At 40.8% G+C, this 14,820-nt stretch carries 7 protein-coding genes; 5 read left to right on the forward strand and 2 right to left on the reverse strand.

The features are described from left to right. Positions 1-25: 25 nt before the first annotated feature. The 5 genes from K6123_RS06380 to K6123_RS06400 all read left to right on the forward strand — a co-directional run bounded on the left by K6123_RS06380 (position 26) and on the right by K6123_RS06400 (position 11,877). Positions 26-2,788 carry a glycosyltransferase gene (locus K6123_RS06380; RefSeq protein ID WP_221795287.1) on the forward strand — a complete coding sequence of 921 codons (2,763 nt, stop codon included), beginning with the start codon at positions 26-28 and terminating at the stop codon, positions 2,786-2,788. After that, a complete protein-coding gene (locus K6123_RS23450; RefSeq protein ID WP_221795289.1) occupies positions 2,778-6,878 on the forward strand; it encodes a glycosyltransferase family 2 protein in 4,101 nt (1,366 codons plus the stop codon). The genes K6123_RS06380 and K6123_RS23450 overlap by 11 nt, the downstream gene beginning before the upstream one ends. Before the next feature lie 296 nt (positions 6,879-7,174). Next, entirely contained in the window at positions 7,175-9,172 is a 1,998-nt protein-coding gene (locus K6123_RS06390; protein ID WP_221795291.1) for a glycosyltransferase family 2 protein, read from the forward strand. A gap of 1 nt (position 9,173) precedes the next feature. After that, positions 9,174-10,649 carry a tetratricopeptide repeat protein gene (locus K6123_RS06395; protein ID WP_221795292.1) on the forward strand — a complete coding sequence of 492 codons (1,476 nt, stop codon included), beginning with the start codon at positions 9,174-9,176 and terminating at the stop codon, positions 10,647-10,649. A 28-nt stretch (positions 10,650-10,677) separates the two neighbouring features. Beyond that, the gene (locus K6123_RS06400; RefSeq protein WP_221795295.1) at positions 10,678-11,877 is read left to right on the forward strand and encodes a hypothetical protein; all 1,200 of its coding nucleotides are present in this window, start codon (positions 10,678-10,680) and stop codon (positions 11,875-11,877) included. Between the two features lie 70 nt (positions 11,878-11,947). Here K6123_RS06400 and K6123_RS06405 read toward each other — a convergent pair whose 3' ends face one another. Together K6123_RS06405 and K6123_RS06410 are read right to left on the reverse strand one after the other, a co-directional pair. Next, entirely contained in the window at positions 11,948-13,663 is a 1,716-nt protein-coding gene (locus tag K6123_RS06405; RefSeq protein WP_221795332.1) for a hypothetical protein, read from the reverse strand. A gap of 126 nt (positions 13,664-13,789) precedes the next feature. After that, the gene (locus K6123_RS06410) at positions 13,790-14,704 is read right to left on the reverse strand and encodes a coiled-coil domain-containing protein (RefSeq protein ID WP_221795336.1); all 915 of its coding nucleotides are present in this window, start codon (positions 14,702-14,704) and stop codon (positions 13,790-13,792) included. Positions 14,705-14,820: the final 116 nt, after the last annotated feature.

Consider the following 14,820-nt stretch of genomic DNA (forward strand, 5'->3'; position numbering starts at 1 on the left):
TGTCTGAATAATGAGCATAAGAAGTTTGCTGCGACGACTGCATAAGCGTACGCAAAAAAGCGGGGTTCGGTCAGAAGGCGTTCTTGACTTCTACGATGGTACCTTTGTTCAGGGATGGGCTAAATGCGAAGTCCCTGACGCTGAAGTGGATGTGTATGTAAACGGTTCTTTGGCGGTCAGTGGAGTAGCAGATTTATATCGTCAAGATCTGTTCCGAGCCGGGGTTGGTAAATGCGCTTTTGCTATTCCTCTTGACTTACGTCGCTATTGTCAGAGATCGGAACAAGCAATTATTGATGTCTGTTTTCATCGTGATAACCGAATGTTACAAGGCTCTCCATTAGTGGTTCAGCCCGCCCAAATTGAGTATGAACTTAACGAATTGGGTAATGGGAGATATCGTGGGTGGATCCGAGATGTTGCGAACCCTGATCAAATTCACAACATATATATCGAGATTGATGGTGAGGTTGTTGCCGAAATTTTCTGTAACAACTGGGTTGAGTTCCGTAATGGTGAGAGCTCGCATGTCGGGTTTGAGGTGGATAGTTATTGTTATAGTCGAAAAGGAGGAAAAATTCAGTTTTTCTCGGCTGACAGGGAGTTGTTGATTCCAATATCTTATGAAAACCCCAATGATTTATTTCTGATAAAAGAAATGATGCAGGCGCAGATAGAGCTTCGCAGGCTTTTATCTGATGGTAATATTAGAAATCGTCTTATGCCATCACTGATGGGGCATTTGCGAGGAAGAGATAAATTCTCCTCAATCATCGCTTCGAATAATACAGAAGAAGCTTCTGGGATTTGTGTTGTTATACCAGTATATGGTGGGTATTTAGAAACCATTCAGTGTGTCGAAAGTGTAATTAATGCAAAAAATAAAGCCAAATATAGACTTGTAGTGGTATATGACTGCGGGCCAGATAAACGGCTGGCCACTGAGCTGGAAAGGCTAAGCAAAGAATATAATTTTGAGTTTTACCCAAATGATGTCAATAAAGGCTTTGTTTTTTCAGCCAATAAGGGGATCGATATGTATCCTGAGTGTGATGTTATATTACTCAATGCGGATACGTTGGTTTCAGATTGGTGGATTGATGCTTTGGTAAAAGCTGCTAATACTGACCAATTTATCGGAACGGTCACTCCTACATCAAATAATGCAACCTTATATGGCTATCCAGTCCCAGGCGTCGTCAATGATTTCCCAAAAGATATTGGCATGCTTTCTAAGGTAAATGAGCAATGTCAACTTCTTGAACTGAATGTTGTAGACATTCCTTCGGCACATGGCTTCTGTATGTATCTGAAGCGGACTATGCTGGATGAAGTCGGCGGCTTTGATGAGCAGCTGTGGGGGAGGGGGTATGGAGAAGAAAATGATCTGTCTATGAGGGCGGCCTCACTGGGCTGGAGAAATGTTGTAACTTTCAGCTCCTTTGTATATCACCATGGGTCTGTTTCTTTTGCTGGTGAAGCGCAGCTACTACAAATAGAGAATGCGGCAAAACTTAGTAAGCTTTATCCTGAATATGGCTCGCTGGTGCAGGATTTTATCGATAATAATGTCTTAAGGCATACTCGGGTTTTACTTGGAAAGAGGCTGCTGCAAGAGCTGTGGGAGCCGATGCCTTCTATCCTTATTGTTACCCATAATTTTGGAGGGGGGACAAAAGTAGCGACAGATGGGTTGGTTGAACTGCTGAACTCAAGTGGACAGAGAGCGGTAATCCTCAATCAGAATAAGGATGGCTTATGGAGGTTCATTGACACAGTCTCGGGTGTTGTAATCGATTTTGACTTCAGGCAAGAGTACGAAGACATTAAAAACTTTCTTGCCTGTTTGAATGTGGTCAGGATTGATTATCACCATATCGCACAATTTGATCTGAAGGTTCTTGCATTGCCGGCAGATACTGGAACGCCTTATGTGGTGCAGATTCATGATTACCTCTATGCCTGCCCCAGACTGTCAATGTATGACTCGGCAGGAAAATATTGTAGCGAACCTGATTCATCTGCTGGTTGTAATGGATGTATCAAAAAAAATGGATTTAATGATGCTATCTATTTAAGCTCAAGTGTCTTTAATGATGATATTGAGTGCTGGCGTAACTCATTCAGAGACTTTTTAGTTTCAGCAAGGAGGATTTTTGTTCCGGATGTCGATGTGTCAAAACGTCTTTTGAGGTATTTTCCGCTAGAGAATCTTAATGTTTTGCCACATATAGACCGGAGTGCAGATGTGGATGTTGTATCCGTCCATGGGATATCCTCCCGTAAAGTTAACATTGCGATTGTTGGCTCCCTAGGTGTGCATAAAGGATTTTATAGGGTGTGCAGGCTCGTGGGGGTGAATGGTGGTCGCACTCTGAATATCAAGATTATTGGCGAAACCGTCAATGATGATTTTTTAAGATCTCATGGCCCGGTAGACATTAAGGGGAAATTCAGCTCGCATCAATTGCCTGACCTGTTGCAAGACATAGATGTGGTTCTCTTTCCTGGAGAGTGCGTAGAAACTTACAGCTATACGCTCAGTGAGGTGATTGCCCTTGGCAAAAGAGTGGTTGCGCTAGACATTGGGGCAATTGGGTCAAGATTGAGGAAGCTGGGTAGTGGGTTGCTGTTGCCATTATCAATAGATGATGCAGATATTATAACTCAAATTGTTGAGTATGCTTCGAAAGATTTTAGTAATTCAGGTGTTTTTTTGGGTGCGCGGGCTTCAGATTATATTGCCAGATATCTGGAAGGCTTAGGGGAGTTTGATTGTGAATATTAAAAAAATTTTTGGAAAAAGCAAAAAGAAAATGTTGTCTAATGATGGAGATAACATCGTAAAATCTTCTTTTTCTGAAATAATTTCATCGGATAGGGTTTTGGGTTGTATTGATGAAGTTGATGGCCTTAGAGTTCGTGGATGGGTCGCAGATTCAGAGTACGAGAAATCGTTAAAAAACGGAATTAAGTATTCATGTGATATTTTTGTAAACGGCATTCATGTACATGCTTTTGAGGCCTCAGATAATCGCCCTGACTTGTTAAACATCCCTGAGCTAAGCCATGGCAAAGGGTTTGATGTAAGCATTCCTGTTCAGGATATATTGCCAGCATTGGTAGGGAAGGATGAAGCTTTAATAGCCGTACGTCGTAGGGGCGGGATGGTTGGCCAGGTTAAGAGCATTGCTCTTTCAGATTTTTATGAGTCTATTTTTGCTCCTCTTGGTTACGATGTTAATGATTACATTTCTGTCCTTCCCTTGATTGGCGAAGAGTCACTGTCTTATATCTCATATGATAAGAAGCTTTTCATTCTAAATATGTTTTATGAGAAAGAATTTTTTAAGTTGCTACCAGATAATTATTCTGGATTAAAAAAGGCAGTATTTATTGACTTTAAGTCAGAATATCTTGACGAAAAAGCACTCGAACAGCTAGAACGAATTGTATATAGCATAGATTTTATCGGCGATTTTCTGAATATTCTTCAGGATGATTGTTTTAAGCATCCTTTTATTAACCGGGTAGTTCCTGTGCTACAAGGGAAGGTGTATTTTGAAGCTAAGGAGTTGATAAATAACTCGCTGGCTGAGAGTAGCAGGGTTAAAGATAAGTTGATCGAACGTTGCTGCGGCAGAGAAGAACAGAAATTCAATTTCGCCGAGAATTTCCCTTCAGACTGGAAGGAAGCGAACAGGCTATGGTCTTCACTGGATGCAGCGACTAAAAAGGACTATTGGCCCGTTGTAGCTGGCTCTTTGGTGTATAAGAAAGATCTTAAAACCTTGAGATTTATTGCTGTTGATCCTGCAATATATTTACCGGTAGGTAGCGTTGCAGGAGGTCGTAATGAAATAGTTAAAGAGCTGGTTAAGTCAAATTGTTGGTATTCCCTGAACCTGGTAGCTCAGGAATATGTGCTTGGCAAGAATATTGAGTCCACAGCTGCCCTGTTGAGGGAATACTCATGGGGAGTTTGGAGAAAGTCCTATGCTGAACTTGATGTTTTTTCGCTACTTGTTAATCAAATTTTGGATAATGATATTGATGCCAAATCATATAGCATCCTTAAAGATGCTTTTGAAAGTATGCATCGCTATATCGTGGAAAAAAAAGATCATACCAAAAAAACCTTTATCGACGTACTTGTTCGATTTTTGAATATAGGGTTTTCCAAATTCACTGATGATGCCATTATATTGGAAGGCAATGTTAGAAAGCACTATTGCATGAATCGGGATTATGCTTTTCACCTGGATTTTGAAAGGCTAAAGCTGTTTGATATGAAGCTCTATGAAGTCATGGCAGATCTGTATTTGCCTTGTCGGCATTTACTGGAGTTTGTTGAAAGCATTAGCATGGATGATACAACATCTGGTGATGTGGAAAACGCAATTTTCTTGCTTTCTAAACTTGATCAGCTACACCAGGTGGCAGATGCAAAAAAAATCATTCTAGATTTGACACGTTTTCTTCTCAATGGCAAGGGTGTTTCAGATTCCAGATACGTTGCTAACGTACTGGAAAGTATCGGTGATAAATGGGGGGCGCTGTCAGCATCAAGGGATGGTAGAAAAAATTATCTGGTGAAAGATTTGCTTCAGGTGCATAACTCACCTGGCTATGCATTATCATCTTGGTACAGAGATGCACTGACGGCCCGTGCGGATAATGATGGCTCGCATGAGCAAATTTGTAGTTTTATCGAACAGCTGATGACTAGCTGCTTGAGCTATGAAATCATGCCCTACAATTACAGGGTTGATCTGACTCGACTGGCATTAAGTGAAGTAATATTTTTGGCGTCTTTCGACCCTGAGAAAGCTCGCGCACTTCTGATTAAATATGAAGAGTGCTACATTGAATTCGCCCAGGATAAATATAATCTTGCAGTTATATATCTTTACCTTGCTGAAAAGCAGTTTAAGGGCGTAGAAGACCTGGATCAAATGTTCGAAGATTGTTCCGGCGCATTGGCATCTTTGCATGCTGTGCTGCAGCAACATTTTTATACGCTAACTGATCTTTCAGATTCTACGAGTTGTAAGAAGGTCGCAAAGCTGGTTAGGGAATTGTGCCAGTTTCCTTACTGTAAAGTTCTCATCTATAGTTGTCAGGCATATAAGGATACCCGACATGAAGTGTTGCGAGAAACATGGATAAAGGATTTGGCTCGTTACGGGATTTCTTACAATATTGTCGTTGGTGGTGTAGATGTTGATTATATTGAAGATGATATAATGGCACTTGCCGTTGGTGACACTTATGAAGAACTTCCCTTGAAAACCTTAAGAATGTTCGAGTATGCCTCGCACACCAGTAATCATGCTTATTACTATAAGATAGATGATGATTGCGTTCTGAATGTGCTGGATATGTTCGGAGATCCGGCTTATCTGGGTTGTGATTATTTTGGTCGAATCTCCACCGGTTCTTTGATTGATAGAAAATGGCACCAAGCCAAATCAAAATCAGATAAAGCGAAGAGTGCTCTTGATTTGAGTCCTGAAACGTCAGGATATTGTGATGGTTCCACTGGGTATATTCTAAATCGAGAGTCCATCAGAAAATTGGGGGAGGTTGCGTCTTTGCAATCATCTGCTCAGCTAGTATCTGCCTCTTATTGTGAAGATAAGCTTGTCGGTGACTTATTGTCATTGGCTAACATTAAACCAACAGGCACTGGTTACCGAACTACGGTGAAAAGAAACGTTGCTGGGGGGCGTGATGTTCAGATATGGGACTACGGATTAATTCCAGGGAGTGATGTTCCCGTAAAAGTGTTTCATACCGAAGATGACGAGACCAGATTAAATGTTGGATTAGGCTTGCATTTGAAAAATACCAGTCTACCTGCTCTTATATATCGAGATTCTATTGATCATATGAAGCCCGAATGGTTGGGAGTGGAAGGGTTATCTCCAATTCTTGAAATCCTGAAGGTTGATGAATGGGCGATTCGAAAGTCCCGTGTTGTTGCTATTATTGTTGGAAAAAATGAAAGTGAATTATTTCCAGGTTTGCTGGCTCATCACAGAAAGCTTGGTGTTGAACACTTCCTTTATGTAGATAATTGCTCACGTGATGAATCACTTGGTTATATGTTGGAGCAGTCGGATGTATCTGTTTTTGTAGCTAGTCAGGATTATCGCTTCTCAAGATTTGGGGTTAATTGGCAGGAGACATTGTGTTCTCATTATTGTGTTGGCAAGTGGACGCTGCTGATCGATTCAGATGAACTTTTTGTATTTGATGACTTTGAAAATCGTAGCATTGGTGACTTGGTTTCTCAGTTGGAGATGTCTGGCGCTAATGCGGTTTTGTCTCCTATGGTTGATTTTTATCCCAAAGGACATCTGGACGCTGCTGTATTACCACAGGATGAAAGTTCATTTTTTGATGTATGTGATTACTTTGATGATATATCCACGATGAGGATTCAAGGTCTCCCTGAATATGGGCCATTTAGTAATTCTATGGTCTTTTCAGGTGGTATGAGGGAGCGTATATTTGGAAAGTACAACCTCTATCCAGCCCCCAATTACTTGAATCAAAAATATAACTTTATTCGTTACAATCCTGAAATGCGTTTTGTAGAAGGTCTTCATTTTATTGATGGTTGCGTAGTTTTTGACCAGAAATGTGCAATCATGCATTTTAAATATCATTCGGGATTTCATCGAAAGGTTGTTCGAGAGGTTGAAGCTGGGCAGCACTGGAATGGTGCGAAAGAGTATAAGAGATATATGAAAATGTTAGGTAGTGGCGCTTTGAATCAGATCTATTCGTCTGAATGCTCCAGGAAATATCATGGCTCATCTTCTCTGGTTGAAAGTGGGTATATGGATAAGGTATTTACCACTACTGATTGAGTTGTAGGCTAGGAGAGATACCTGGTCTGCTCGAAACAGTCCGGGTATCCTGTTTAAGCATCTTTTAGTAGGGAAAAATATGACCAGAAACTGTTTTTCTTCATATTTCTGGATTCTTTTCATTGAATTTGTCTGTCTCTGTGGTTAGCTTGGGTTCTAATAGTATGATGAATAGCTTGATGGCATGGCTTTTTGCGAGGAGGAGAGCTTTTCTTGCTCTGAATGAGTCTGCCAAAGTCTCTGGGGTTTATAAGGTTTTACTGGACTCCTGGTGTCGAGTGTTTAGTGGATGGTACATGATAGAAATTACCAATCCTTCATCATCTAGTATTAAAGCCTGTTTGGTATTGTGTGATAATCCATCAGTCAGGATGGCGTTGCCAGTATTGAAGGCGAACTCAACGAATAAGCGAATATTATATTTCAAAAATAGTATAAAGAGTCTAGATTTTCTTTGCCTGGATAATTCTGATGCCACTGTATTGGAGCTCAGATTCGTAAAGGTATCCCGTAAATTCGCCTGCGCACGAATGAATCGAAAGCTGGGTGGACATTTTCCACGTAGCCAGATTAAATCTATTTTTGATAAATATAATTTGAAATTTTCTATGGGAACCTTGGCTGACTATAGAGGATGGATTGAATACGTCGAACCGTTTATGTGGGTGATGAAGGATTCTTCCAAAAATATCCCCACTATAAGTATAGTTATACCGGTTTATAACCCTGATCTCAGGTATTTGAAAAGGGCCATCAACTCCGTATTGAATCAGACATCTTTAGATTGGGAGCTTGTAGTTGTTGATGATTGTTCGACTGATCCTGAAGTCGTTAAGTATCTTGAAGAGTTGGTTAGATCTTGTCAAAAAATAAAAATGGTACGGCGAGAGGTTAATGGGCATATATCAGAGGCAACCAATTCTGGGTTGATGATTGCTGATTCAGAATATGTCGCGTTTATGGATCAGGATGATCTTCTTAGCCCCAATGCTGTAGCTGAAATTCAGAATGCTTTACTTAATAATCCAGAAGCCTTATTGATATATTCTGATGAAGATAAGGTTGATGAGAATGATGTTCGATATTCTCCACATTTTAAGCCTGATTATAGCCCGGAAACATTGCTTTCCCAGAACTATATCTCGCATTTAACAGTATTGAAGCTTAGTTTAATAAAAAAAGTTGGATGCTTGCGGCAGGGATATGAAGGAGCTCAGGATTATGATTTACTGCTTCGTGTATCCTGCTTTCTAGATCCTCAAAATGTTATTCATATCCCCAAAATTCTATATCACTGGCGGGCACACCCTGGTTCTACAGCCTTGTCTGGAAGTGAGAAATCGTACACATGGAATGCGGGGCTCAAGTCATTGAAAGATTACTGTAAGATCTCTGAAATACCATTTAAAGCTGAGTTTGGAGTTTCTCCTAATACCTACAGACTGGAATATCATGGTTGTCTGCCTAAGGTCAGCATTATAATTCCGACAAAGAACAGAGTGGATTTACTGAGGGTGTGTATTGACTCCTTGCTGGAAAAGACGATCTATCCGGATTTTGAAGTGGTTGTAGTTGATAACGGATCGGACTGTACTGAGACGTTGATATATTTTGATGCGATTAAGTCTATTGAAGGAGTAAAAATAGTTGAAGCTCCAATTGATTTTAACTTCTCCAGGTTAAATAACATGGCTGTAGAAGTGGCTACAGGAGAAGTTATTTGTTTGTTGAATAATGATATTGAAATCATTGAAGCTGATTGGTTGAACGAAATGGTAGGATTGGCTCTGAAGCCTGGAATTGGCTGCGTTGGTGCCAAGTTACTCTATCCTGATAATACGCTGCAGCATGGCGGTGTTATTTTAGGGATCGGTGGTGTTGCTGGCCATAGTTGTTCTGGCGCTGGAAGGTTTGATTCTGGATATTTTGATCGATTATTAATAACTAATAATGTATCTGCTGTGACCGCTGCATGCCTCGTCGTCCAAAAAGAAATTTACACATCAGTAGGAGGGTTGGATGAGGGCTTGCCTGTGGCTTTTAATGATATAGATTTTTGTATTCGCGTCAGGGATTCCGGGTACCGAAATGTATGGACCCCATACGCATGCCTGTATCATCATGAATCTGCTTCTAGGGGCTATGAGATTACGCCCGAAAAGAAAGCTCGATTTAGAAAAGAAATTGAGTATATGAGGAGTAAGTGGGGAACATCTCTTGATAGCGATCCATATTACAATCCTAATTTCGATCTTTCAAAATCCAGTTATGAGATAATCGATCATGTACTCTAAAATGAAAGCTCTTGTTGTTGGCGGTGTCGGAAAGTTTCTAGCCCAGCCCTCTCCAGGAAAAAGATTAATATTGCATATTGGGTCTCCCAAGACCGGATCCTCTGCAATTCAAAACTATTTCACAAATAACTCTGAAAGCTTTCAGAGGTATGGGATATATTACCCCCCTCATGGTCTTGATGTTAACGGCATATCTGGTGGCCACGGGCGAATAGGGGTGGAAATTGATAATGAAAACTTCAGTAAAGCGAGAGCTATCGTTGATGGCTTCATGTCTGAAGCTGACAAGAAAAATTGTACGTTGATCCTGTCGGGTGAGATATTCTTTACTCAGCCGGAGGGTATTTTCAAGGTTCTGGAAGGCCTGAATGTTCAGATTATAAGTTTTTTCAGACATCCACTGGAAGCATTTAAGAGTTATTATAACCAGGGTGTCAAACGGCATTATTCTCCACACCCAATTTCATTTTTGGCTCAGCATGAAGGGCATCGCTCTCAGGATGGTGTCACCGGGAAGATTCTATTGAGGTGGGCAGAGCTGTTCGGAATAGATAGGGTCATACTTATCCCTTATACTGAGCTTCAGAGTAGTAGCACGGATTCTCCAGGAGAAATTTGTACGCTGCTCGGATTGCCATATGAGAAGCCAGCACCGCGAATAAACCATAGCTATACTCCAGCGGCTATTGAGTTTAAGCGGATTGTTAATCTTATCTTAGATCGTGATCAAGTTCGCTTGAACGGCAAGCTTGATTTAATTTTGCAGGCTTACTCGGATCAAAAATTGCCAGTCAGGCCTAGTCTTCATGATCTTCTAGGCAACGAGCTTTTTGACGAGCTGAAAGCTATATATCAGCCTATAGTCGATGAAATTTCAGAGCTTTATTCCATTGATATACCGTACAGCGATGAAACAACTTCCGGATCTATGTATGAAACTGTTGAAAATGTAGCCCAGATTGTTCTTGGGGATGAGCAGTTACATTCTTACCTGAAAATCAGGACGCTTGATGCATTGAGAGAGGGTAATAATGCTTATGAAATGTATCAGCTCGCCAGCTGGCTTCGAATTCCTTTTCGCGATATCTCATTAACGGGAGGTGGAGCTGGACTGACCCAGGATGAGTTAAACTCTGTTTTGCAGCCTAAAGCTTCCCAGGCTGATGTGTTAAGAGAGCTTGCGCGGCTATTGGAGCGTACAGGAAAGTATGCGCAGGCGCATAGTGTTGCTAGTAAGGCTTTGAAGCTTCGACCAGATGGTGAGGCTATCAAGAAAATTGTCGAGAGAACCGAAATTGGAGTTGATGGACGGCGCCTTCTTCGCTCTGGCGGAAAACAAAAACGAGCACATAAAAGGCGTCTCGCTCAGAAAGCGTTAAATGCGAGGCGCCTCTCATCGGAGAAGGGACGGACTGGTTCGCAAGGGAATAAACAGGAAGTAGATGAAAACATTTTGCGCAAGCGAGCATTGAAATAATGTTGGTTTCTGCTGAGTCGAGGGTTAAATGAAAAGAACTGCTATTTTACATATTGGAACAGAAAAAACAGGAACCACCTCAATTCAGGAAGCTCTCTACTTGAATAGAGAGCTTTTGTCTGGATTTGGTATTCATTTCTTGCAATGTGCTGGTGAAAAAAATAATAGGCATTTCCCTTCCAGTTGCATGGCAGATGAGAAATATGATGATTTTTTCAAAGATCGTCAAATAACCAGTATTGAATTAAAAGAAAGGTTCAGGGCGGATTTTCTGGATAGGTTTGCGACCGAAATAAATTCTCTGGGTGAATCGATACATACGGTACTTATCTCCAGTGAACATTTCCATTCCAGAACTAATACCCTTGCTGAAATAATAGCAGTGTCCGAAGTGCTGGCTCCATTTTTTGATCAAGTGCGTATCATTTGCTACTTACGGGAACAGGCGCAAACATGTAACTCGTTGTATTCTACAGCCATCAAGGCGGGACTTAATCCAGATCCAGATATCTTTTTTTCTCGCTGTAGTGTTGACAATAATTATTATAACTACTATGAAATGCTTAGTAATTGGGCATCTATATTCGGATCTGAAAACCTCTTTGTTAGGAAGTTTGACCGGAAATTTTTTAGAAATGGCGATTTGCTCGATGATTTTTTCTCTCTGTTAAATGATGAGCTACCTCAATATGTAAATAGAGATTTTGAGATTCAGAATGAATCTCTTAGTATGCTAGGAATGTTTCTGGGCCGCGCGGTGAATGTGGTTTTGCCTAAGTATACAGATCATGGATATGTCGACTTGGCGCGAGTAGAAGCAATTGATTTTATTTACGAAAATTTCAAGGGCAAGGGGTTGTCCATCCCAGAAGATGTCAAGGTTAGAATATACGAAACGTTTTACGATTCAAATGTGCTTGTCAATGAGGCGTTTTTAGGCGGTTCGGGAGCGCTTTTTGAACCAGCTTCAAAAGCTGTTGATAGTACTCTGTCTGATAAAGATTTTAACATAGACTCAATGGTTGAGATTTTCTCGATAGTGAACAGAAAGGTTTTCCCTTTGTCTGATGAGTATGCTGATGCCTTGAGGGATGGTGCTGTAGCGCTTGAAAATACTGATTTAAAAAAAGCCCTATCATTAATGCTTTTGGCTGAGAAGATTCGTCCTGATGGACCCTTTATACGAAAAAAAATATCTGAATATAAAAGAAAAATCAGGTCCTTGTAGTTTGTATATCTCTAGTCATGGATTCTTAAAATAACCACCCTTGCCATGATTGGCAAGGGCTGTAAAATTATTATTTTATATGGAATTTTGCTATTGGGGAATTATTTTGGCTTTCTTCTATTGTGATTGATGCACCTCTGGAAATTGGACCAATAATGAATCTGCAGTTCGATGCGCTTTTTATGCTTGGAAAAAGGCTTTTTATACGTTGGGAGTGTAGATTAAATTCGGCATTGATTTCCAGGTTTGAACCTTGGTTGTATGCGCGGAGTTCTGATTCGTTTTCCGTTAGCAATATACCGGTTAAAAAGAACTCGTCTGGCCTGGCTGAATTTACAGGTTTCCAGACTTCAAAGTGAAGGATATTTTCAATCTTTTCAGAAGCTACTTTGGCAGGAGCTTTATTTAATAAGAAGGACGGTAGCTTTTTTGATTCCTGAATGAATTCTTCTGCTCCAGGGAATCGCGTGTAGTCATTCTTGGTTCCTTGGCTGCCGCGTTTTAGTGTTTTAGAGAAAAATCCAGCCGTAAGGGAGGCTGGATTTATTGAAAGGTTTTCGAAAGTATTTTTAACCAGATACTTTGAGTGTTCGAAAGATTTGTTTTCATATAGTTGCTCAAAGCTAAGATTTATTGGTGCTTGCCCGGATATTTTCAATGCTTTGTATATGGAGCGCATTTTCTGACGACACACCTTCTCGTGTCCTAAGAGCTTATCTATATCGATAGGTGTATCAAAAATCGACTCATCAACTCTGATTTCTTTTTTCTGGATTGGGCCCCATATACCTGTCAGGGATGCATAGTTAAGGCTTAATAACCTATCTGTCGGGTGCTCCCTGTATAGGAAAACATGGTTGTAACCATGACGGATGGATAATTCCATTAGTGCTGCATTTAAAGTTGATGGCATGATCTCCATGCAATGTTTAATCAGCCTCTTCTCTGCCAAGCATTGGTGAATCTTCTTGAAGAGCAAAATCGTATCTTTTGTATTTATCCAGTCAATGACAGCATCACCCCAAACTCTGTCTGAGTTGAATGGCTCGTGCTCTATTGGGCTGTAGTATGATTCTTTAAACATTGCGCTTGCGAGATTGGTTCCTCCGGCTCTTCTGAATGTCCAGATTATAAAAGGGCGAACTTCAAGGTCGGAGCTGATTACTGAAAAACATTTCTCAGTATGATATTCAATCGTACTTATTCTGCTGTAGTACCCTAATAGTAGGTTGAAATCATCTTCGTAAAAAGATAGAAGTTTGTTTAGTCGTTCGCTTGATAGCTTTGGAATTTCAGTGGAGAAAAATGGTATTAAAGCTTTGATTCTTAAGGATGCCTCATTCGGCAGGCTTCTGAGAAGAGATTCAATATTATGGGTTTTATAAATATGATTGAAGAAATCTAGAGATTTGCCGTTAAGAATTTTTTTTAAGGAATGGATTCTTTGGTGTACCTCTGGAATGGCCTCGTATGATTCGAGATTGTCGATAAAATATTCTAGTGATGGGCTTTTGGGGAGGGTCGCTAGATTTGGCTCAGACAGGGGCTCTGCTGAAGAGAGAACGCCATCTTCAATTAATTTTTTATAATTCGATATGAATCTTGCAACAGGATCTTGAATAATGAGTATTTTTTTATCACGTTTATTGAGGGTGTTAATGTCAATATCATCAATAAGATCTGGTTCGTCGAAGCCCTGATTCAAATCCGTCAATACTGAAAGGTTGACCTTGCTTGCTACGTTTTTTGATTCAGCATCTTCAGTGAAAAATTGAATGCCTTTCATAACCTTCCTTTTAAGATCGAAATAATAACCCGGTATAACATTGGCATGCTTTTGAAATTACTAGCGATCATGCAAATGGTACATATAGGGTCGGATAGTTCAATTGTGGCCTTTCTTTACGGTATTTCATAATTTTTCTTGAAGCTTGGAGGAGTAGATTTTCAGCACATTTTTATGGAGGTGTATCTCATCCACAAGCTCGGCAATTTTTTCATCCTGCTTCAGCCTCACATCTCTGACTTCAGCCAATTCTACTTCAAGGTGCTTTTTATCCTCTCGAAGCTCAACAATCTGATCACTCAGGCTTTGGTTTTTCTCCATGCTGGCTCCCAACTTTTCATAAGCCTGGCGTAGTTCCTGTCGGGTGGTCTGGTGACTGGCCATTTCCTGTTGTGTGTGAATAGCCTGCTGCTGGATGGATTGGTTGAGCTGTTCAATCAGCTGACGCTTTTCTTGTTTATCCTGCTGATGTTCATCTCGTAGGCTGGTTAGTTGGTGTTGATGATTTGCTTGCAGCTTCTGCATCTGCTCATTTTTCTCGGCGAGTTTGGTCTGTTGGTTCTGTATATCCCGCCTCAATAGTTCTTGCTGGTGATGACTGCTGGCCAGCTCGGCTGTCTGTCTTTTTTCTGCTTCTCGCTGCTTTTCGATGGTTTCTGCCTGGTTTTGGGCCAGCTTTTTCAGTTCGTTGAGTTCCTTTTGCAGGGTTTCTGCAAGGTTTTTTTGCTCATTGGCTTTGTTGTTGGCTTGTTGCAGTTGTTGCTCGAATTCTGCTCGGCACTGTTCGAGCTGGTCTGACAACTCCTCTCGCAGTTCCATGGCTACTGGCTTGAGTAGTCCAGCCAGACGGCGGGTGAGGGGGTCTGTTTGCATGTCTTCGGGGTCAAGATCCATGCCTTTCAGAAAGTACAGAATTTTGGCTTCCGAGCCTTTTCCCAATAGCTGGCGGATCTGATAGGGATTGATCGGTTTGTGTTGTTCCCGGAGGGTTTTGACGGCGCTTTCGACGTCGTTGTAGCCGATTACTGGGGGTCTGGCCATGGTTGCGCTCCGGGCTGACTGGCATCTCAAAAGTGTTTTAATTGTAGTATTTCATGTGACATGAAAAAAGATAAGAAACTTATTTTTAAACGACCAGTTATTTAAAAAGTAAAGAC

The organism is Oceanobacter mangrovi, from assembly GCF_019740315.1.
GTDB lineage: Bacteria > Pseudomonadota > Gammaproteobacteria > Pseudomonadales > Oceanobacteraceae > Oceanobacter > Oceanobacter mangrovi.